Annotated in this window: 17 protein-coding genes; 5 read left to right on the top strand and 12 right to left on the bottom strand. The window is 60.9% G+C overall.

Annotated features, from left to right (window positions below; genetic code table 11):
• The first annotated feature begins 19 nt into the window (after positions 1–19).
• The 4 genes from NJC40_RS14415 (at position 20) to NJC40_RS14400 (ending at position 4,296) form a co-directional block, all read left to right on the top strand.
• Positions 20–385 (top strand): cupin domain-containing protein, encoded by a 366-nt coding sequence (locus NJC40_RS14415; RefSeq protein ID WP_253140052.1) that lies wholly within the window; start codon positions 20–22, stop codon positions 383–385.
• Positions 386–818: 433 nt separating this feature from the next.
• On the top strand, positions 819–1,952 hold the full coding sequence (makB, locus tag NJC40_RS14410; RefSeq protein WP_253140051.1) for an alpha-pore-forming cytotoxin subunit MakB: 1,134 nt from the start codon (positions 819–821) through the stop codon (positions 1,950–1,952).
• A 13-nt stretch (positions 1,953–1,965) separates the two neighbouring features.
• Positions 1,966–3,081 (top strand): alpha-pore-forming cytotoxin MakA, encoded by a 1,116-nt coding sequence (gene makA / locus NJC40_RS14405; protein ID WP_253140050.1) that lies wholly within the window; start codon positions 1,966–1,968, stop codon positions 3,079–3,081.
• 111 nt (positions 3,082–3,192) lie between these two features.
• Positions 3,193–4,296, top strand: coding sequence for a hypothetical protein (locus tag NJC40_RS14400; protein ID WP_253140049.1), 1,104 nt, complete (start codon positions 3,193–3,195; stop codon positions 4,294–4,296).
• 178 nt (positions 4,297–4,474) lie between these two features.
• On the opposite strand, the gene NJC40_RS14395 is transcribed toward NJC40_RS14400, so the two are convergent.
• From NJC40_RS14395 to bamJ, 4 genes are all read right to left on the bottom strand, one after another.
• Positions 4,475–4,864, bottom strand: coding sequence for a hypothetical protein (locus NJC40_RS14395; protein ID WP_045489136.1), 390 nt, complete (start codon positions 4,862–4,864; stop codon positions 4,475–4,477).
• Positions 4,861–5,196 (bottom strand): helix-turn-helix domain-containing protein, encoded by a 336-nt coding sequence (locus NJC40_RS14390; RefSeq protein WP_045489133.1) that lies wholly within the window; start codon positions 5,194–5,196, stop codon positions 4,861–4,863. Before NJC40_RS14390 ends, NJC40_RS14395 begins: the two co-directional genes overlap by 4 nt.
• A 127-nt stretch (positions 5,197–5,323) precedes the next feature.
• On the bottom strand, positions 5,324–5,773 hold the full coding sequence (locus NJC40_RS14385) for a YkvA family protein (protein ID WP_045489130.1): 450 nt from the start codon (positions 5,771–5,773) through the stop codon (positions 5,324–5,326).
• Positions 5,774–6,076: 303 nt separating this feature from the next.
• On the bottom strand, positions 6,077–6,838 hold the full coding sequence (gene bamJ / locus NJC40_RS14380; protein ID WP_253117917.1) for a BamJ family beta-barrel-assembly machinery protein: 762 nt from the start codon (positions 6,836–6,838) through the stop codon (positions 6,077–6,079).
• A 601-nt stretch (positions 6,839–7,439) separates the two neighbouring features.
• Between bamJ and NJC40_RS14375 the strand changes: the two genes are divergently transcribed.
• Positions 7,440–8,492, top strand: coding sequence for a tartrate dehydrogenase (locus NJC40_RS14375; RefSeq protein WP_045489125.1), 1,053 nt, complete (start codon positions 7,440–7,442; stop codon positions 8,490–8,492).
• A gap of 115 nt (positions 8,493–8,607) precedes the next feature.
• Here NJC40_RS14375 and NJC40_RS14370 read toward each other — a convergent pair whose 3' ends face one another.
• The 8 genes from NJC40_RS14370 to NJC40_RS14335 form a co-directional block, all read right to left on the bottom strand.
• On the bottom strand, positions 8,608–9,825 hold the full coding sequence (locus NJC40_RS14370) for a dipeptidase (protein WP_253140048.1): 1,218 nt from the start codon (positions 9,823–9,825) through the stop codon (positions 8,608–8,610).
• A 3-nt stretch (positions 9,826–9,828) separates the two neighbouring features.
• Complete coding sequence (locus NJC40_RS14365) at positions 9,829–12,168, bottom strand: TonB-dependent receptor (RefSeq protein WP_253140047.1); 2,340 nt, start codon at positions 12,166–12,168, stop codon at positions 9,829–9,831.
• 129 nt (positions 12,169–12,297) lie between these two features.
• On the bottom strand, positions 12,298–12,732 hold the full coding sequence (locus tag NJC40_RS14360; RefSeq protein WP_045489119.1) for a RidA family protein: 435 nt from the start codon (positions 12,730–12,732) through the stop codon (positions 12,298–12,300).
• A 2-nt stretch (positions 12,733–12,734) separates the two neighbouring features.
• Positions 12,735–14,342, bottom strand: coding sequence for a flavin monoamine oxidase family protein (locus NJC40_RS14355; protein ID WP_045489117.1), 1,608 nt, complete (start codon positions 14,340–14,342; stop codon positions 12,735–12,737).
• 15 nt (positions 14,343–14,357) lie between these two features.
• On the bottom strand, positions 14,358–15,311 hold the full coding sequence (locus NJC40_RS14350) for an ABC transporter substrate-binding protein (RefSeq protein WP_045489114.1): 954 nt from the start codon (positions 15,309–15,311) through the stop codon (positions 14,358–14,360).
• Between the two features lie 70 nt (positions 15,312–15,381).
• On the bottom strand, positions 15,382–16,152 hold the full coding sequence (locus NJC40_RS14345) for an amino acid ABC transporter ATP-binding protein (protein WP_045489111.1): 771 nt from the start codon (positions 16,150–16,152) through the stop codon (positions 15,382–15,384).
• Positions 16,145–17,116 carry an amino acid ABC transporter permease gene (locus NJC40_RS14340; RefSeq protein WP_045489108.1) on the bottom strand — a complete coding sequence of 324 codons (972 nt, stop codon included), beginning with the start codon at positions 17,114–17,116 and terminating at the stop codon, positions 16,145–16,147. The genes NJC40_RS14345 and NJC40_RS14340 overlap by 8 nt, the downstream gene beginning before the upstream one ends.
• A gap of 44 nt (positions 17,117–17,160) precedes the next feature.
• Positions 17,161–19,614, bottom strand: a complete 2,454-nt coding sequence (locus NJC40_RS14335; RefSeq protein WP_253140046.1) for a TonB-dependent receptor plug domain-containing protein — start codon at positions 19,612–19,614, stop codon at positions 17,161–17,163.
• Positions 19,615–20,035: the final 421 nt, after the last annotated feature.

The following is a 20,035-nucleotide window of genomic DNA, read 5'->3' as shown; positions in this document are numbered from 1 at the left end:
CCTTTAGGAGCACTGCCGCATGACCCTGACCGTAATCAACAAAGATGTTCAACTCAGCCAGCTTGATGCCTGGGGCACCGTGGCCGACCTGGGTTCGCAGATTCTCGAAGGCGAGGTCAACGCCTTCGGCAAGATGACCTTCGGCGCCCCGACCGAACCGGTCAGCAGCGCCTACTTCGGCACCACCCAGGGCAAGTTCCGCATGGTCTACCCGTTCAATGAGCACGCCACCGTGGTCACCGGCGAGCTGGTACTGACCGACGAGAGCACCGGCCAGGTGAGCCGCTACAAGGCCGGCGACAGCTGGTTCGTGACCAAGGGCACGCCCGTGCTGTGGGAAGTGCTCAGCGAAAGTTTTGTGAAGCATTACTTCGCGGTGGCTTGATACGCATCGCCGATCAAAACCCGCCCGCCGCCCGGCACAGCGCTGTCGGGCAACGGCTTGCGGGGGGCTCCCGCCCGCCCGCGTTGTCGGCCACTCGCGCAGGACAATAAACAGAATCGAATCATCCCTGCCAGAACATCACGCAAGCCTATTGCACTATCGAATCGAGATCGCTTAGGCTGGCGAAGCGATGTTATTGCGCCACATATCATAATTTCGATATGCAAAGGATGATACGACGATGCTGGATGCAACCTTTCTCTCCCTCGCCGTGACCAAGCCCACTTCACGCCCCAGCCTTATCGCCCTGCGAAATCATCGTTTATAAATGTGCGGCACTTGCCGGTCCTGGCGAAGTGCTCAGGCCTGAAGTGTTCGGCTTGCCGGAATCGAAACTACTCTTTTTAATCTTTTAGGTCCGGGAGTGACGGCTGTGATCTATCCTCGTGTCGATCTGTTGAAACAAACATTGACTGATGCTTTTGTTTCTTTTATTGAGCTGGATGCTTACAGCCATACGGTTACGACATTGACAGTAGGAAAGCTGATCAATGATCCGGACTGGCTGAATGATGTAAGAAATCGTCTGGAACTGCTCAATCATACCGCACAGGAATGGCCGACATTAAAACCTGACTTTCTGGGAGGGCTATTAAAGCAGTTCATCCAGTACGCTTCGTGTGTTTCCGGCGTGGAAGACATGATGCGGCTGGCTGTCAAGAACGAGCGCACGCAGTGGGTGGCTGTGCTGAACCAGGTTGTGATGCCACAACTGAACAAAGGCTTGCGCCAGGCCATTGAGTGCGAAGATAAAATCAAAGGGTTACGCAAGGAGTTCAGTGCCGCGCACCAACGCCTCGACGAGAGTATCCAGGCTGGCTGGCGCTCGCTGGGAGCGCAGGAAGCCAAGTCCAATGAACTTGCGCAAAAAATGCAAGAACTACAGGACGCCCTGATCTCCCAACAGGAAAAACTCACCGTCGGTACACTGAGCAAAACCAGCACCCTGGTCACCAACCACGGAAAGGTCATTTACAAACTGGTGGATATTCAAACATCCAATATTGATGCAGCGACCCGAGGCATCATGATGGGGGCCGCGATAGCCAACGGGATCTCGTACGTGGGTTTGACGCTTGCAGTGCTCACGGCCAGCTACGCGGTGTACGAAAACTGGGCGCGCTCGGAGCGAATCTACAAGTTACTGCGTGACATCAGCCAGTTACAAGTCAGCCTGGATCAAACCGCGCAGGCCCTGGCGGCCACCAAAAACGTGCTGAGTCTTCTTTATCGACTCGAACGCGAGTTTCTGAGCATTGAAAACAAACTTCCAGCCATCACTCAGCTTTGGCGTGAAGAGACCAATACGGTGCGCCAGGTCATTGAAGCACTTAATGCAGGTGCCGACCCCGACGCTCACTTGTATTTATCCAATTACCAATTGGTGGCTGCTTCCTGGAAAAAACTGGAAGCCTATGCCAGCCACTTGGCGGGATTGAAAATTGATCGTGGACAAACCGTTGTCATTGAGCCTTTGAGTCAGAACATTTCATTAACTGCAGGTTAAAGAGGGTGCTTACATGGCTACGCAATCGCTGGTGAAAAATACCCAGGCTGTATCGGGTAAGACCCAAGCCGCTTTTTTCAGTCTCAATCTGATTACCCAGGCCTGTCACGGCGTGCTCAATACGCACATCGAAACTCCGGAAAAGCACTACAGCTGGTTCAATGGCCTGTCCAAGTCTCTGGATCAAGCCAAACTGAACGCTCAGGAATGGATCGACGATCTGGCTCCCGAACTCACCGGCGGTGTGCCGCTGCAAGTCATCGACTTTGGAACCACCTTCGACTCGGTGATGGGGCTTATCGTCAAGCAGGTCGAGTCGAACCCGTCAGCGATGGGGGCCAGCGATCCAACAGTGGTGAAGATCTCGCTGCTGGTGAAAATGCTCAACGACGAAGTTCAGGAGGCTATTCACAAAGCGGATACAACCGCCGAGCGTCTGCGCGCCTGGGGTAACAAGATGCAGCGTTCGCACAATGAATTGGTATCAAGTGTCAGCAGCATTCAAAACGCGGAAACCGAGCTGCTGGGTCATGTACAAGAGTTGAATGCTGCAATCAGCGGATTGAATGCCATGATCGCAGCCGAGAATCGGCAGATCGCCTATGAAGCTGGCGGCCTTGGCGTCTCGCTGTTTGTCGGGGTCATCGCCCTGGCACTGGCGCCGATCAGCTTAGGCTGGTCCCTGACCGTCGGCATCCCTGCCCTCATTGGAGCAGGTGCAAGCATTACCCTGTGGGCATTAACCCAGAGCAAGATCAACGATCAAATGAAAGAGATCACCAGGAAGCAGGCGCAACTTTCGGCTGATCAAAGACAAATCGTTGCCTTGCATGCTCTGTCCATGGCAACAACCCAGGCCAAAGAGCATGTCAAGACATCGCTGGACGCACTGTCCGACCTCAGGACCATCTGGAGCATTTTTGCTGGAGAGCTCAAAGGCGTCAGTGAAAAACTCGAAAAGGCAGAGCTGAGCGTCAGTGCAATTATCCAGGGGGCTTTCGCGTCCTCGGCCAGCAAGGAATGGCAAGCGGCAACCAAAATGGCTGAGCAATTAGCCATGGCTGATGTCCAGGTTGCAGTAGGCGAGATGAAAGTTGGCGGTGAAGTTGCCAACATCCAGGCAGCCTGAATCGGCAAAAGCCAGTGCCCGGTTGCCGAACATCGTTGAACAGCACCGGGCATTTCAGAACAGAATGGTGGCTCCTGGAACGAGGAGCCGCTGCTCTCGGAGCAAGCAATCATGATGTCTTCTCCAGGTCAGCAGAATCTTGTCGACGCTTATATCTCGTTCCTGGCATTTGATGGCTACGCCAGTGCGCTGACGGATCTGTCGAGGCCCTATGCGCCCCATTCGTCCCCGTCGCTGCAGGCGGTGAGTGAAGTCACCAACGCGCTGATCGAAACAGCCCAGCAATGGACCTCACTCAAGGCGACCCTGGCATCGCAGATGCTTAGGCCGTTCATCACCTATTCGACGTGCGTGGCGGGGGTCGACGCCGTGCGGGCAGCGCTCGCGCACGACCCCGGGCAATGGGCCGCGGTACTTGAGCAAGTGCTGGTATCGCAGCTTGATGAGGCTTGCAGCCAGGCCGTTGAATATCAGCGTCGCACGCAACAGCTGTCACACCTCATCACCGGGCCGCTTGAGCGCCTGGCAGGTTCAATCGCCGATGCCCTGCAAACATCTCAGGCGCAACGCGAACAGGCCCATGAGCTGGCCCAGAAATATCAACAACTCGAAGACGCGCTGCGCGCCAGCGGCGGGGAACCGTTCACAGGCCTTGATCCGGATCGGCACTTGATCATTGAGCGTGTCAGCATGGTTTATCGACGTGCACTGCAACACGGCGACTCATCAGTTGAAAGTGACAGTGAGATTGCCGACACAAACTTTCTGGCAGAGCCCGTTCTTGAGCTTACATTACCGCTTCTGGGTGCGTGGCCAGCTGAGGAGCACAAACGGGACCTGGCAGCCATAACGCAGTCCATGCAAGCCGTTCGGGAGCTTCAAAGCAGGCAGAGCATACCGGTACAAGAACTGGCGATTGCCAGCGCGGTTGTTGCTCACATGCAAAATGCCAAGCGTTGCTTGATCCAATTGCTCGATTGCCAGCAAGCGCTTGGGCATTTCTGGAGCGAGCAACGTACCACGGTAAAACAGGTTATCCAGACCTTGCAGGCTGGCATTGATGCCAGCAATCATCTTTACCTGGCGAACTTCACTGCTGTGATAAACAGCTGGTCCGCCCTGGAAGCCACGGTCAACGAGTTGATGTCGTGGAAGATCGACAGAAGCAGGGCTGTCAGGGTCGACCCTTTAAACGACGCGGTTACAGAGCACTGATGCCAGATCTCAAGCTCAACAGCGTCAAGGTCTGGCCCCAGCAAATGCCCGTGGCAGGCAGCAACGGCTCGCGACCGGGCCGGTAAAACCTGCACATCTGCTGTGGATGTCCCCTGCATTCGCCAGCAGAACTTCCCACAAAGACCGCGCCGACCTTAACTGATCGGCATTAACCCTACTAACCTTTGGCCGCCAACTGCTCGCGCTCAGGCTGCGAGTAGGCGAACTCGAAAACCCGCACCACTTCCGAGGCATGCCAGGCGGCCGCAGCGGTGCCGTCAGACGGCCCGGAAAAACGCCCCAGACGCTCGGCGCATTCGAAGAAACCAGGGCGTGGCAGGCGGCTGGCGCCCTGGCTGATGACCAGTGAACTGCGCAATGGCTGCTCGGCCTTGGCGTCCAGGGTGGCAAGGTATTCCAGCGCGGCGCTCAAGGTTTGCATCGCCGGGGTTGGCAGTTGCAGGCGTTCGAGCAAGGCACGGTAAGTGACCAGATGACGCTGACGACGGGCCTGATCAAGCTCGCTCAGCAGCTGTTCCCAGTGCTGGCGGCTGATACGCACGCTCATGAGTCACCCCGCCAACCGGCTACCCCCAGATGCCACGCCAGGCTGCGCTTGATGGCTGCGTCCGGCTCACGGGTGCCGTTTTCGATCAGCTCCAGATAGGAAGGGCTGACCCCCACCGAACGGGCCAGCCCCGCCAGTTCCAGGCCTTTGGCCTGACGCAGCGCAGCAAGCTGGTCGAAACCGGGCAATGGTTGGGGCTCCTGCGGGGTCTCGACCACCTGACGGGCCGGTGCTTGAGCCAGCCCGGCGGCTTTCAACAGTGCCTGGTACTGGCCCCAGGGCAGTACGGCGTACTCGGGTTCGCCGTCACGTGAGATGACTTGAAGATCCATACGACCCCCTGTACTGGATAAGGACTTATTTCGAAAAACAATGATGTCGTTATCTTAACAGTGCTTTATGGGTCGTTGCCCACCTGCAAGGCCGGCAGATTCGCTTAAAGTCGGCCGATTTGCTGGATCAGATGCCTTTTTCGCGCTCCAGCAATGCTTCACTGGCAGGCAGCCGCTCGACGACTACCAGTTTCTCCACCGGCTGAGACTCACGCCAGGCACGGAACGCATCGAGCTCGTCAGTCAGGCTTTTCATGACCCAGGCCAGTACCGCAACGTCATCGAACATCCCCAGGCCCGGAATAAAGTCAGGGATCGCGTCCAGCGGGCTGAGAAAGTACATCAGGCCGGCGACGATAGACAAAATGGCCTTGGGGCTTATGTCGCGGTACTCGCCACGCCAGTAGGCCAGGCACAGGGCCTGCAGCAGACGCAGATCGTCCTTGATGCGCCCCAGCCGGCTGCCCTCGCTGGAGCCTTTGCGGGCAACGGCAAACAGCAATGCCGGTAAACGCCCTGCGGCCAATAGGCGGCGGGCACCAGGCAGGAAACGGAGAAAAGTCCAGGGGGCTTTCATGATCACTCCGATACGAAAGATTTATGGCAGTCATGTTATCCACATAAATTGTGGATAACCTTGTGAACAGCCGCGCTTTTCAGGCCTGAGCGCCCCGTGCCACGGGGGCCTGACTCAAATCGGGCGTTTTTTGGCCACCTGAAAACTCCTGTTAAATCGGTGACTTGGCGCAGTGTAGCGCTCACCTGATTGTCCGACAAAGCTCACTGCCCGGCCTGATAGTGAGACTTCACACAGGATAAAGCGTTCGACCGGATACAAAAACGCCCTGCGGTGCAGGGCGTTTTTGCTGACATGCCGCAATTACTTCTTGGCAGGTGCCTCAGCCGGTGCGGCCTCTTCTTCTTCGTCAGGCAGGGCCGGCGCTGCGGCCGGGTCCTTGATGCCCATCAGTTCCAGGTCGAAGACCAGTACCGAGTTGGCCGGAATCAACGGGCTCGGGCTCTGGGCACCGTAAGCCAGCTCAGCCGGGATGTACAGTTTGATCTTTTCGCCAACGTGCATCAGTTGCAGGCCTTCGACCCAGCCTGGAATCACACCGCTGACCGGCAGGTCGATCGGGCTGCCGCGCTCTACAGAGCTGTCGAACACTTTGCCGTCGATCAGTTTGCCTTCGTAGTGAACAGTCACCACGTCAGTTGGTTTGGGTTGAGCACCGTCGGCCTTTTTGACGACTTCGTATTGCAGGCCGGAGGCTGTGGTGGTCACGCCAGATTTCTTGGCGTTTTCTTCGAGGAATTTCTTGCCGGCTGCTGCGGCTTCTTCACTCTGCTTGGCCAGGCGCTCTTCAGCGCGTTTTTGCAGGGCAGCGAAGGCTTCGATCAGCTCTTCGTCTTTGAGTTTCTGGTCTTTCTTGCCGATGGCGTCTTCGATACCCAGGGCTACGGCCTTGGAATCGAGGTCGTCCATGCCTTCCTGTGCCAGGCTTTTGCCCATGTTCAGGCCGATGCCGTAGGAGGCTTTCTGGGCCGGGGTTTTCAGCTCGACGGTACTGGCTTGTTTGTCACAACCTGCGAGTACCAGACCAACCAGGGCAATCGCCGCTGCCAACCGATGCTGTTTCATGCTGTTTCCTTGTTCATGCGCCGAAAGGGCAAACGAGTAAAGCCGCGAGCTTATCAGGCCGCCGCGATCAATGGCTACCGGCATCAGAGGCGCAAAACCCTAATAAGTTCAGGGAGGTAGGGGCAAGCTCGGCGCCGGGTGATGACTGTTCAGGGGTTGTTCAGAACTGTCGCCGGGTTTGATGGCTGCGGTGGGGCCTGCTTTAGCCTGAATACGGGTCAGTCAGAGCGCTGGGAGCAGCTGGCCAGCGCTCCGGTTACAAACCAGGACGACGACCCATTCGCAGCAGATGCTGTGACTTTACCGGCCTCTTCGTAGGAATGCCGCCCAGACCAAGGTCGCTCCTACAGTGGCAATCGGCGGCTAATTGGACAGTATGGCGCTTGATGCGCTGCATGGATTAATCCCGCAGCTGATCGGGCTGCGCGCTCTGCCCTAACGGCAGGTGCCGATGAGCGCTTGAAACTCATGAAATAAAGTTAACTATGTTGTTATTTTGAGTTAATCATAAACCCCTGCTCACCACTTACACTCGGTTCCACACCTTGTCGGCCATTCGGTGGCGGCAGGCACGATTGATTATCCAGCGTGGAGTTGAGTCATGAGCACTTACAAGATTGCAGCGGTACCGGGTGATGGTATTGGCGTGGAGGTGATTGCCGCCGGGGTCGAGGTGTTGCAGGCGTTGGCAGCAAAATCCGGTTTTGAGTTGAAGTTCGGGCATTTCGACTGGAATTCGGACAATTACCTGAAGAACGGTTTTTATATTCCTGAAGGCGGTCTGGACGAGCTGAAGACTTTCGATGCGATCTTCTTCGGCGCCGTGGGCGCGCTGAATGTGGCCGATCATATTTCGCTGTGGGGGCTGCGGCTGCCGATTTGCCAGGGTTTCGATCAGTACGCCAATGTACGGCCAGCGCGGGTGCTGCCGGGGGTCAAAAGTCCGCTGCATAACGGTCATGAGATCGACTGGGTGGTGGTGCGCGAGAACTCCGAGGGCGAGTATTCCGGCAATGGCGGTCGGGTACACCGCGGCCTGCCGGAAGAGGTCGCTACCGAGGTGTCGGTGTTTACCCGGGTCGGTGTCGAGCGGATTCACCGGTTTGCCTTCGAACTGGCCCGCAGCCGCCCGCGCAAGCACCTGACGCTGGTCACCAAGTCCAATGCCCAGCGTCACGGCATGGTGCTGTGGGATGAAGTGTTCTTTGAGGTGGCCAAGGACTTTCCGGATGTGCGGATTGATAAGGAACTGGTCGATGCCGTCACCACCCGCATGGTGCTCAAGCCCGGCACCCTGGATGTGATCGTCGCCACCAATTTGCACGCTGACATTCTTTCCGATCTGGCCGCGGCGTTGTCTGGCAGCCTGGGGATTGCGCCGACGGCCAACCTCAATCCCAATCGCAGTTTCCCGTCGATGTTCGAACCGATCCATGGCTCGGCGTTCGACATCACCGGCAAGGGCGTGGCCAACCCCATCGCCACGTTCTGGACCGCCGCAATGATGCTGGAGCATCTGGGCGAGGCAGCGGCGGCCAGGACCCTGATGTCGGCCATTGAGGCGGTGACCGAGAGTGGCCTGCATACCCCGGACCTGGGCGGTACCGCCACTACCCGCCAGGTAACTGACGCAGTGCTGGCGCTGATCAAGTAGGAGCGACCCTGGTCGCGAAGAGGCCAGTAAAGACACTGCATCTGCGGTGAATGTGCCGCCGTCTTCGCCAACAAGCTGGCTCGCACCGGTCCACGGGCCCCGCGTCGGCGGCACCTCAGTGCGGTGCCGCATCCTGCGCCGCTTGCAGCACCCTGAGCAGGTTCTCGCCCCAGATATTGGCCAGATCCTGCTCGCTGTAGCCAGCCTGCAGCAGTCGCTCGCTGATGCGCGGCAGCAGGCTGACGTCTTCCAGCCCCTCCACTCCACCGCCACCGTCCCAGTCGGCGCCGATGCCGACGTGTTCGGGGCCGACCACTTTGAGGATGTGCAGCACGTGGTTCATGAACACATCCAGGTCCGGCCTTGGCTGGGGGTAACGCTGCTTGACCGCAGCGATCTCGGCTTGTAGCGCCTTGACCTCATCGGGGTTCAGCGCGGCGAGGTTGTTGTAGCGGGCGTACAGCGGCGCCAAGGCCTTTTGTCGCTCCGGGTTGGGCTTGAGCGGGATCAGGTAGTCGCCGTAGCTATTGACCTGCACCACCCCGCCCTTGGCCGCCAGCGCACGCAGGCGCTCATCGTCGAGGTTGCGCGGGTGCGGGCTGATCGCCTTGGCACTGGTGTGTGAGGCGATGACCGGGGCTTTGGACAAGGCCAGGACCTGATCGAACACGGCATCGGAAGCATGCGAAACATCCAGCAAAATACCCAGCCGGTTGGCGGCGGCGACCAGCTCGTGGCCCTTGGGGCTCAGACCTTTCCATTCCGGCAGCGCAGTGGCCGAGTCGGCGATTTCGTTGGTACTGAAGTGCACCAGCCCGAGCATGCGCAAACCTTGTCGATAGTAGGTGTTCAGTAACTGCGGATCGGAGCCCAGCGGGTCGGCGTTTTCCATGCTGATGAACACCACCCGCTTGCCCTCGGCGGCGATGCGCCGCGCATCGGCGGCAGTCAGTGCCAGCTCGAAGCGCTCCGGCGCACGGCTGATCAAGTCCTTGATCCGCGCCAGCACCGACAGGCCGTAGTTGCTGGCGTAGGCCCGCCCGGCTTCGGTACGCGGTCCGGGCGGGGTATAGATGACCCAGAAACCGCCATCCAGGCCGCCGTCGATCATGCGTGGCAAATCGACCTGACTGCCGTCGTCCTTGTAGCTGTGGCGCTCCAGGATGTCCCAGCCAGGGCGCAGGAAATTCAGCGGCGTATCCAGATGGCTGTCGAGCACCAGCAAGCGCTGATGCAGGGCCAGGGTCGAGGCACGGACCTGCTCGTCGGCCTGCGGGTTCAGGCTGAACAGGGTCAGTGCGAGACCCGATAAAGCGGCAGCAAATCTGTTCATGGTTCAGAACTCCGCGCTCAGGGTGGTCTGGAAGGTGCGCGGCGAGCCAGGACGGTAGGAAGCCGGCCCGGTGGTACTGGTCAGGATGTAGCCCAGGTAATCCTTGTCGAACAGGTTATCGACGTTGAAGCGCAGCTTGACGCCCTTGAGCGGGCCGTAATGCAGGTCGTCGCGGCCCAGGTCCAGATAAGCGTTGTACAGGGTGTAACCGGGCACCGATTCGCTGTTGGTAAAGTTGCTGTAGCGCGAGCCGATGTGCCGGGCGGTGAGATTCAGTACCGCCCAAGGGGTGATTTCGTAGGTGACACCGGCCTGCGCCAGCCAGCGCGGGCTATCGGGCACCTCGTTGTCTTTCAGCGCCAGGCCGGCAGCGTCATCCTTGAAACGCGCCACGTTGTAGCTGACGCTGCCGTTGAGCACCACCTTGTTGGCGAGGACCGGCGGTTTCCACTGGCCGCTCAGCTCGGTGCCGTAGGCCTCGGCCTTGCCGACGTTCTGATAGAAGGTCTCGGTGGTGGTGCTGCCCGGCACGATGGCGGCAAACGACTGCAGGCGGTTGTCGAATTCGGTACGGTACAGCGCCCAGGCGGCATTGAAGGTTGGCCGGTTAAAGCGGTAGCCGACCTCGTAGTTTTTCGAGGTCTCTGCTTGCGGCGCCGGCACGCTGGGGCTGGCAGCGCGATACACATCGTCGGCGCCACGTGGCAGGGCGAGGTTTTCCGAGTACGAGGCAAACAGCTGCGAACTGGCAGTCAGGTCATAGACGATACCGGCCTGGGGCAGAAAGTTGTCGCGCCAGGTGGTGCCCAGCCGGGGCTGACGGTTGGCGATGTAATCGCCGGCATTGCGGTAGCCTTCGACCCGATAATCCAGGTCCAGACGCTTGAAGCCATACTGCAGGCGCAGACGGTCGTCGAACAAGGTCCAGGTGTCCTTGATGTGCAGTTGCAGCGAGTCGCGGGTCGAGCTGAAGTCACCTTGCAGATGCACCGGCTCATTGATCAGCCGGTAACCGGCCGGGCTGCCATCGGTCAGGTTGTAGCGCGCCTGCAAGCGGTTGAACACGTCCTTTTCAGCCCAGATACCAGCCTCGATGGCGTGCTGACCGACATGCCAGGTGAAGTTGCTGCTGGCCCCATAGCGGTGACCGCTCAAGGCCGACAGGCCGTACTGGATACCCCGCGGTGCCGACAATCCCGGCACGCTGGCGACCTGCGCGTTGTGCAGCGCGAGGGAGGTGGCGTAGGCCTCCGGCGATACGCCAAAGCCCTTCTTGTCTTCGTAATAGACGCTGGTGGTGTTGTCCAGGTTGTCGCTGAGTGCAAAGCGCCCGTTGAGGCTGTACAGCGTGTCACGCCGCTGGTTGATCGCAGTCTTGTAGTACTGGTTGTAACCGGCATTGCTGTACTGCACCCCCGCCGTGCTCGGCGGCAGGTTCGGCAACTGGCCCAGATAGGCAAAGTCGCGCCCCGACCGGCCAAAAGCGTCACCGGCCGTGCCCCGGTACTGCGCCTGAGTGATCGATGGCGAGTCGTAGTCGAAGAAGTCGTTATGCACCACGCGAAACTGCAGGTCATTGCCGTCGCCGAACTGATAACGCAGCTTGGCTTCGATGTGCTCCCGGTCAATGGTGCCCGGTCCGCGCCACAGGTCACCGTCGATCTTCGAACGGCTCAGGTACGCCGACAGGCCGTTGTATTCGCCGGTATTGACCTTGATAAAACTGCGCCGCAGGCTGTCGCTGCCCAGCGTGTAGGAAGTGCTCAGCCCTGCCTCCTTGCTCGGATTGACCGTCACGTAATCCACGTAAGGCCCCAGCGAGGCATAGCCCGGTTGCGACACATCGCCTGCGCCGGTGGAGGCTGTCACCCGTTGGGTGTTCTCGTTATCCACGTAGCGATAAATCGGGCTGCCACCAAACTGATCGGTGCGGCCCAACGGTACGCCATCGATGGAAAAACCGATCTGCTGGAAGTTAAAGGCGCGCACAAACACCGAGTTGCCGAACTCGTAGAGGCCCAGTGCGTCATTGACCTGCACATTGAAACCCGGCAGCGACTCCAGCATCTTCAGCCCCGAGGTGCCGGCCGGTGCCGAGAGCAACGCCTGATGGGAGATCGACACGGTGTTGCTGATCTTATCGGTGCCGATCGCCTCGTCGGCCTCGGTCACCCGGGCGCCGACCACCTGGACCTTGTCCAGTTGCGTATCACTGCCGCTGCCCTGACCGGGCGGCGCCGCCTGGGCGCTCATCGCCAGCAGCAAAGCGCTGCTCAGTGAACTCAAAACCCACGGCCGCGATGATGCGAACCGGCCCGGTACTGCTGCACGCTGTCTGCTCATAACTTTTCCTTGTCGGCTTTATTGCAGGTGCACGAACCCGCGCCAGGGTCTGTCCCCGGTGGTCGGTCTGTGGCTGGAATGGGATCAACAGGAATCGGGCGGCGCTGCGCCCGATTCAGCGAAGCGGCGTCAGACAGCTCTGGCAGCGACGGCTTCAACTTCGATCAGCGCGCCGGGCAACGGCAGGCCGGCGACCTGCAAGGCAGTGCGCGCCGGTTTATTGGGCTGCTCCTGGGTGCCGAAAAACTGCGTGTAGCCGGCCTGCAAGCCGGCGAAGTCCAGGCGGCCGCCGGTTTCTTCGGTGCCCAGCAGAAAGACCCGCAACTGCACAATGTCACCCAGGTCCAGGTCCTGTTGACGCAAGATGTTGCGCAGCTTGTTGAACACCGAAACCGTCTGTACTTCGGTGTTGCCATAGGCTGCCGGGGTGCCCGGCGGTGCGTCGGGGTTGGCGACGTCCGGCAAGGTGCCGCTGACAAAGATCAGGCTGGCCGAGGCCGGCACGGTGACGGTCTGGGAGATCGGAAAGGTGCCAACGGAGGTGCGTTGAATGCTGTCGCTCATGGTCATGCTCCTGGATTGATGTGTTCGTTAAGTACACCGGCCTGGGCCTTCTGGCGCTGCTCGATAACCCGCTCGGCCAGTCGCGCAACCGCATGGCGGGCCGAGTTGGCGGCGGACTCCTGCCAGATGCCGACGCCGCTCTGCACCAGCCCGTCGCCGGCGAAGTACACCCGGCCATGGGGCTCTTCGAGCAAGGCGCTGGCCTGGGCGGCAAAGCGGTCGCGTTCCAGCCATGGGCCTTCGCTGAACGGAATCTGTTCCCAGGACACCGCCAGCGGGTGGCGCAGTTGGGTTGAGTAACCCGGATGCAACAGCTCCACGGCCTCGCTGGAGGCGCGAAACTGCGCATCGAACGGCTGCTCACCGAACGCCTGGGCATCGTCGCCGGTGACATAACCGGCCACCACCAGGCCCTCGCGGGTGTTGAGGTCGTTGCTGGGGTACCAGAGCAGCCGGGCCGGGTGCTCGACCCACGACAGGCCGCCGTAGATCCGGTAATCGGTTTCCCAGAAGCGCGGCGACTGCCAGGCCACCTTGGTCGCCTTGCCGTTGGGCGCTTCACGCAAAGCGGCTTTGACCGGCTCGCTGAAGTCGGTGTCGAGCCGCGCCAGCAGCGGCAGTGGAATGGTCGCCACCAGATAATCGGCGCGCTCGACCTGCTCCAGGCCGCTCTGGTGGTCGTGCCAGGTCACCGCCACGCCATCGTCGAGCTGACGAATCCGGCGCACTTCAGCCCCCAGTTGCACCTGCTCGCGCAGGCGCTGGTAAAACGCATCGGTGATGCGGTCCATGCCGCCGACCGGCTGGAACATGGTTGCCGAAAACTCAGGGAACTCACTGTGCAGCAAGGCGCCCCACAGTTCAGGGTGCAACAGCCGCTCCAGGCTCACCGGGCTCAGGCTGCCTGGCAAGGCACCGGGATGCGCTTGCGATTCGCCATGTCCGGAACGGAGGCTGCCTTCATAGGCCAGTTCCTGCGACAGGTCGCCATACACCTGCAAGAACCCCAGCAAGCGGGTCCGCTCCTCAGCGCTGAGCACATCGTCCAGGGCGTCACGCTTGACCGCCGTGGCCAGCAACCCGGCCAGATGACCGCGGGCATCGTTGATCGCCTGGCCGACGGTGAATGCTGGCTGGGCAAGGTCCGGGCGTACCTGAGCACCGTGGCTGCTGTTGACCAGCACTTCCAGCGGCACACCCAACTCGGCGCAGTAATCCAGCAGCGTGCGATGCTGGCTGGGAATCCGCGCAGGGCCTGCATTGAAATACAGCCCCTGATCAAACTGTACCGTCTGGCTGCGGCCATCGCGGTAATCGACCCGGTCGCCGTTGCGCAGCGTCCAGGTACGCCCGCCGACCCGCTCACGGGCTTCGAGCAGCTTGACCCGAAAGCCTGCGCGGCGCAGTTCCAGGGCGCTCACCAGGCCGGCGATCCCGGCGCCGAGCACCAGCACGCTGGCGCCCTGCCCGGCGTCCGGCTTGAGCTGCAGCGGTTGCGGCCGGCGGTGCGAAGACGGCCCCAGGCCCAGCGCCGCCAGCGCCTCACGGGCGGCGTTGTCACCGCCGACCGCAGCAATGGTCGACAAGGCTTCACGTCGAGTCAGTGTCATGTGTGCGCTCCTCTATCAGTCCGGCAGGCCCGGTGGGTTGATCAGTGATTCGTCGACCCGCTCGACATCCAGCCCCCAGCGCGCCAGCACCTGCGCGTATTGACCACCGGCAATCACCCCTTGCAAGGCACTGTGGATCGGCGTTACCAGGCCGTTGTCCTTGCGCGTCGTCACGGCGATGTCGGCCTGCAACGGCCAGCCGCCGTTGACCACCCCGACCAGCCGCGTGCCACCGGTCAACGCCGCCGAATAGGCGCCGGTGGCATTGGGCGCAAAGGTCGCGTCAGCGCGCCCGGACTGCACCGCCAGTTGCGCCGAGGCGTTGTCGTCGTAGTACAACAACAGCGCCGGCTTGATCCCGGCCTTTTCATTGGCCTGGTTCCAGGCCAGCAAGACCTTCTCCTGGTTGGTGCCGGAGCCTACGATGATCTTCAGCCCGGCAATGTCTTTGGCCTCTTTGATCGACTGAATCTTGCTGCTGCTCTTCACGTAGAAGCCCACCACGTCGCGGCGGTAGGTGGCAAAGTCAAAGCGTTTTTTGCGCGCTTCGGTCACCGTTACATTGCTGATCACCGCATCGTATTTGCCGGAGCTGACCCCCAGCGGCCAGTCTTCCCAACTGCTCTGCACCACATTGAGTTGCAGACCCAGGCTGTCGGCAATCAACTGCGCGGTGTCGGCCTCGCTGCCAATCGTGGTCTTGTCATCGGAGGCCAGCAGGGCCAGCGGCGGACTGGCGGTGCCAGACACCGCAACGGTGAACTTGCCCGGCTGGGCGAACTTGAAGCCCGGCGGGATCTGCGCAATCGCAGCCTCGTTGCGCGGCGCATGAATGCGTTCGCGATTGGGGCTCAGGTCGAATTTGACCACCTTGACGCCGGCGGCATTGTCGGTCACAGCCAGGGCGGGCTGGCCAGCGCTGACAGCCAGGGCCAGCAGGGCGATGCGCGCGGTGTTGGTGAACTTCATAAAGCGCTCCTTGATAGATGGGGTTCGCGGCTCAAGCCGCTGCTGCGCGTGCAACGCGGCATAAGCAAGCTCATAAAACCTTGCCGAAAAAGGCGGCGGTGCGTGGGTGGCGCGGGTTGTGGAAGATCTGCTGCGGCGGGCCTTGCTCGACCAGTTGTCCGTCGCAGAGGAACACCACATGGTCGGCCACCTCACGGGCGAAACCGATCTCGTGGGTCACCACCACCAGCGTTGTGCCGAGGCTGGCGAGGTTTTTGATCACCTCCAGCACCTCGCCGACCAGCTCCGGGTCCAGCGCCGAGGTCGGCTCATCGAACAGCAGCACCTTGGGGTCGAGGGCCAGCGCCCGGGCGATGGCCACCCGTTGCTGCTGTCCGCCGGACAGTTGCCGTGGGTAGGCCTCGGCGCGTTCGGCCAGACCGACCCGGGCCAGTAGCTCCACCGCCCTGTCGCGGGCCTGGGCCTTGCTCCAGCGACCATGGGCCAGCGGCGCCTCGGCGATGTTTTGCCAGGCGCTAAGGTGCGGGAACAGGTTGAAGTTCTGGAACACGAAGCCGACTTCGGCACGGCGCTTGAGAATCTCGCGCTCTTTGAGTTCGAACAGCTGGTCGCCCTTGCGCCGGTAACCGACGTACTCACCGTCGATGGTGATGTGCCCGCTGTCGATCTTTTCCAGATGGTTGATGGTGCGCAGCAGGGTTGATTTGCCCGAACCGGACGGTCCGAGAATCACCGTGACCTTGCCCGCTTCGATGTCCAGATCAATGTCCTTGAGCACCTGCTGGGCGCCGTAGGACTTGCCGACGTTGTGGATGCGGATATGCCCGCTCGCTTCAGCCATGGCGGCGCACCTCGACCCAGTTGATCAGCCGCTGCAACGGCGTGGGCGGCAGCACCCGGCTGGTGCCACGGGCGAAGTAACGCTCGATGTAATACTGCGCGATGGTCAGCAGCGTGGTGATGATCAGATACCAGACCGTGGCCACCATCAGCAGCGGAATCACTGCCTGGGTGCGGTTGTAGATGACCTGCACGGTGTAGAACAGCTCGGGCAAGGCCAGCACGTAGACAATCGAGGTGCCCTTGACCAGGCCGATGATCTCGTTGAACCCGGACGGCAGGATCGAGCGCAGGGCTTGCGGCAGGATAATCCGAAAGATCCGCCGGTGGGCGGGCAGGCCCAGCGCTGCGGCTGCTTCATGCTGGCCCTGATCGACACCAAGAATGCCGCCGCGAATGATCTCGGCGGTGTAGGCCGCCTGCATCATCGACAGGCCCAGCACCGCCACGGTGAACTGGCTGAGCACGTCCACCGTCGACCACTCGGCCAGCACCAGGTCGGTCAACGGCACGCCGAGCACGATGCGCTCATACAGATAGGCAAAGTTGTAGAGGATGATCAGCACCAGCAGCGCCGGCATTGACCGGAAGAACCAGATGTACCCCCAGGCCAGAGTCGCCAGCAGCGGCGACTTCGACAGCCGCGCCAACGCAAGGCCAGTGCCGAGCACAATGCTGAACAGCGTGCTCAGCAGGGTCAGCAGCAGGGTCTGGCCGAGGCCGCGCAGCACCGACGGGGCAAAGAACCACTCGGCAAACACCCCCCACTCCCAACGCGGGTTGCTGACCAGTGAATGGCCGATGCCGAGCAGCACCACGGCGGCAAACAGGCTGCCGACCCAGCGCCAGGGATGACGCGCCGGGACAATCTGCAACGCGATGGACGGCGTGGTGCGGTGGGGCGCAGAGGCCCGGGCAACCCTGTCCTGTTCTTGCAGATCAAAGGGTTTGGCGATGGTAGGCATGTTCGATTCCTCGCAGGCAATGAGTGCGTGTCGTCAGGGGCGCGTCAAAAGGCATACGTCAGGCGCGTGTAGTAGTAGCCACCGGTAAAGCCGAACGGCGAGTAGGCGCCCCAGCTGCTGACCATGGTGCTGCTGGGCACCCCCTGTTTCTTGGGGTAGACGTCAAACAGGTTCTTGGCACCGACGGCCAGGTTGAGGTCCTGGGTGATGTCGTAGCCGACGTCCAGATCGGTGATCCACTTGGCCTGGTAGGTGCGATCCAGCGAGCGGTCGGCGGCTGAGTTGACCTCGGTGTACTTGCCGTAGCGGGTCAGGGTCAGATTGATGTTGAAGCGCTCGATCTGCCAGTCACCGCTCAGGATCAGCTTGGTCTTGGGCTGTACGCCATCGATGAAATTGCGCGCCTGGCGATCCATCAGCGCGTACTGGGTGCCGAGGATGCTGGTCGAGTTGCGGTAGCTGAGGATTTCGGTGTCGTTGTAGTTGAACGCGGCGGTCCACTTCAACGCGCCCCAGCTGTCAGCGTCCTGGCTGTAATTACCGACCAGATCGATGCCCTTGGTGCGGGTGTTGGCGCCGTTGATGAAGTACTGGCCGCCGGAGGTAGAGTCGATGCCGTTATTGAGCAGCACCTGGGTCACTTCACTGCCGAGCAGGGTGTTGGTCAGGGTGATGCGGTCACGCACATTGATCAGGTAGGCGTCGGCGGTCAGGCTCAGCCGGTCAGTGGGCGTAAAGGTCAGGCCCAGGCTGTAGTTGGTCGACCGCTCAGGCTTCAGCGATGACGCGCCCAGCGCCTGCGCCGCGCCGGAATCCACCGGCAGCACGCCGTAGTTGATCGACTGATACACGCCGTCGACTACGCCATAAGTGGTCGAGCGCGCACTGAACAGGCTGTTGGCCAGCGACGGCGCACGGAAGCCATTACTCACCGTGGCACGCACCGCCAGTTGCGGGGTGAATTCATAGCGGGTGGTCAGCTTGCCGCTGCGCGTCGCGCCTACGCCCTGGTTGTAGTGTTCATAGCGAAACGCGCTGCCGACATACCATTGCGGTAACGGGTTGAAGCCGACATCGACATAACTGGCCACACTGTTGCGCGCCGCCTTGTCGGTCTGGTCCGGCGAAATACCGTTGGTGACCTGGGCGCCGGACGCGGCGCAGTTACCCGGCGCGACGCAATAACCGCCGTTGGCCCACGAGGCCCAGTCGCCCTCCTCGACCTCATAAGCTTCGCGGCGATGCTCCAGGCCCAGCGACAGGTCCAGCGGCTTGCTCAGGCCTACCTCGAAACCGCGCTTGAAATCCAGGTTGGTGGTCAGCTCGTTGGCGATCCAGGTCCCGGACTTGAACGAGTTGGGTGTTGCTTCGCCCAGCGACGGATTCTGGTTGTTCCAGGTGCCCTGCTCAGCCTCGTTGCGGCCAAAAGTGGTCGACAGGTCCCAATCCCACTCGCCGAGCTGGCCCTTGCCACCGAACGCGGCCTGAAAATCCTCTTCGTCGATGTACCAGGTCGGCACATAGCCGGCCGGGTAACCGTTGGGGCCGGTGCGAATGGTGTTGGTAATGGTCGGCAGGCGGAAGTTTTGCCCCTGCTCGGTCTTGCGCCGCGAGAAGGTGCTGAACGAATACAGTGTCAGCTCATCAGTGACCGGCAGCTCGGCGTTATAGGCCAGGGTCAGCAGATTGTTCTTCGGCGTGCCGTAGCCGCCGTAAGTGGATTTGCCGGCGCGGTCAAAGGCCTGCTCATAGGTGTAGCCGTTGGCGCTGGCCTTGTTGTCGTCGTTCTGGCTGCGCGCGTCGAGGGCCAGTTGCACGATCCCGCCATCACCGATTTCAAAGCCCTTGTTCAGGCTCTGCTGCACGGTCTGCTTCTTGCCGTCATAGCCGATACCGGCGTTGGTCACCGAGGTGCCGCTGGTGTCGGCCTTGAGGATCACGTTGACCACCCCGGCAATCGCGTCGGAGCCGTACTGCGCCGCCGCGCCATCGCGCAGCACTTCAACATGATCAATGGCGCTGATCGGAATCAGGTCCAGATCCGCCGGCGCGGCGCCGATGTTGATGCCGTTGATGTTCAGGGTCGCACTGGTATGGCGGCGTTTGCCATTGACCAGCACCAGCACTTGCGAAGCCGGCAGGCCGCGCAGGTTCGGTGCGCGGGACATCCCCGCGCCGTCCCAACCGGTCTTTTCCGGCAGGGTCAGCGACGGGATGGTCGCACTCAGGGCCTCCATCAACCCCGGTTTGCCGGTGGCCTGTAGTTGCCTGGCACTGACCACGTCGATAGGCACCGGGCTACTGGTCACGGTGCGTTGTTCAGTGCCACGGTTACCGGTGACCACCACGGTAGACAGCGCATCGGTCTGGCGTACCGGCACCTCTTGAGCCTGTACATTGCCAGCCAGCAGCACACTGCTGACCGCCAGGTACAACGGGTTGAACACAACTGAACGGCGCCATCCCTGCTTGCCGTTGCCTTGAATCACTTGCTCCATATTCGCTCCAGAACAAACGGCACTGCCGCCTGTGTTGCCAAATTGCGCAGTCGGGAAGTCACGCCGCCAACACGGCAACGTGACCTTTAGGGGTGGTATTAATAAAGCGGCGCAGCTCAGCCATGCAGAGCAGCAAGCATCAGCGCAAAGGCGAGCTTCAGCCGCTCAGGCCGGATGGCGCGAGGCACTGGCGAATGGATTGGCAGCTCAAGGAGCGTCGTACAGGTAAACGAGGTGAAGAACTCGCTTGGGGGGACTGGATATGCAGCATGGGTCAAACTCCCTTCCAACATTTCTGCTTCAGGGATCAGTGGTCGATCACCCTGGCAGACCGTGCCGAATCAGGCGTTTGGCCTGGGTGGTTACGGTCTGCGACGCAGAATCTGAATCACATTGGGTACCATCCGAGGTGAGGGGTAGG

Origin of the sequence: Pseudomonas sp. 21LCFQ02 (assembly GCF_024129895.2) — a bacterium.
Taxonomy (GTDB): domain Bacteria; phylum Pseudomonadota; class Gammaproteobacteria; order Pseudomonadales; family Pseudomonadaceae; genus Aquipseudomonas.
The sequence above is the reverse complement of the archived record's forward strand: the minus strand, read 5'-3'. Positions and strand labels throughout refer to the sequence as shown.

Coding starts and splice junctions, on each gene's coding strand:
- NJC40_RS14400 (WP_253140049.1), top strand. CDS start 3,193: ATGATGTCTTCTCCAGGTCAGCAGAATCTTGTCGACGCTTATATCTCG.
- makA (WP_253140050.1), top strand. CDS start 1,966: ATGGCTACGCAATCGCTGGTGAAAAATACCCAGGCTGTATCGGGTAAG.
- NJC40_RS14345 (WP_045489111.1), bottom strand. CDS start 16,152: ATGGCTGAAGCGAGCGGGCATATCCGCATCCACAACGTCGGCAAGTCC.
- NJC40_RS14375 (WP_045489125.1), top strand. CDS start 7,440: ATGAGCACTTACAAGATTGCAGCGGTACCGGGTGATGGTATTGGCGTG.
- NJC40_RS14365 (WP_253140047.1), bottom strand. CDS start 12,168: ATGAGCAGACAGCGTGCAGCAGTACCGGGCCGGTTCGCATCATCGCGG.
- NJC40_RS14350 (WP_045489114.1), bottom strand. CDS start 15,311: ATGAAGTTCACCAACACCGCGCGCATCGCCCTGCTGGCCCTGGCTGTC.
- NJC40_RS14385 (WP_045489130.1), bottom strand. CDS start 5,773: ATGAAAGCCCCCTGGACTTTTCTCCGTTTCCTGCCTGGTGCCCGCCGC.
- NJC40_RS14355 (WP_045489117.1), bottom strand. CDS start 14,342: ATGACACTGACTCGACGTGAAGCCTTGTCGACCATTGCTGCGGTCGGC.
- bamJ (WP_253117917.1), bottom strand. CDS start 6,838: ATGAAACAGCATCGGTTGGCAGCGGCGATTGCCCTGGTTGGTCTGGTA.
- NJC40_RS14340 (WP_045489108.1), bottom strand. CDS start 17,116: ATGCCTACCATCGCCAAACCCTTTGATCTGCAAGAACAGGACAGGGTT.
- NJC40_RS14415 (WP_253140052.1), top strand. CDS start 20: ATGACCCTGACCGTAATCAACAAAGATGTTCAACTCAGCCAGCTTGAT.
- NJC40_RS14370 (WP_253140048.1), bottom strand. CDS start 9,825: ATGAACAGATTTGCTGCCGCTTTATCGGGTCTCGCACTGACCCTGTTC.
- NJC40_RS14390 (WP_045489133.1), bottom strand. CDS start 5,196: ATGGATCTTCAAGTCATCTCACGTGACGGCGAACCCGAGTACGCCGTA.
- NJC40_RS14360 (WP_045489119.1), bottom strand. CDS start 12,732: ATGAGCGACAGCATTCAACGCACCTCCGTTGGCACCTTTCCGATCTCC.
- NJC40_RS14335 (WP_253140046.1), bottom strand. CDS start 19,614: ATGGAGCAAGTGATTCAAGGCAACGGCAAGCAGGGATGGCGCCGTTCA.
- NJC40_RS14395 (WP_045489136.1), bottom strand. CDS start 4,864: ATGAGCGTGCGTATCAGCCGCCAGCACTGGGAACAGCTGCTGAGCGAG.